This is a genomic window from Ensifer sp. ENS02, assembly GCF_014851885.1.
GTDB classification, from domain to species: domain Bacteria; phylum Pseudomonadota; class Alphaproteobacteria; order Rhizobiales; family Rhizobiaceae; genus Ensifer; species Ensifer adhaerens.
On sequence record NZ_JACVAO010000093.1, the window covers coordinates 1 to 267 of the forward strand.

Here is a 267-nt window from a genome sequence, read left to right on the forward strand (position 1 = left end):
CCGCCTGGAAGATCGCGCCGGCACTCTGCTACGGCAACACCGTCGTCTTCAAGCCGGCCGAACTGGTGCCCGGCAGTTCCTGGGCCATCGTCGACATTCTTAACCGCGCCGGCCTGCCGAAGGGCGTCTTGAACCTCGTCATGGGCAAGGGCTCGGTCGTCGGCCAGGCGATGCTCGACAGCCCCGACATTCACGCCATCACCTTCACCGGCTCGACCGGCACGGGCAAACGCGTGGCGCTCGCCTCCGTCGAACACAATCGCAAAT

At 65.5% G+C, this 267-nt stretch carries 1 protein-coding gene; it reads left to right on the forward strand.

Features of this window, described 5'->3' with window-relative positions:
• Window positions 1–267: aldehyde dehydrogenase family protein (locus IB262_RS35585; protein ID WP_192494597.1), on the forward strand; the 267-nt coding region annotated here is incomplete at both ends.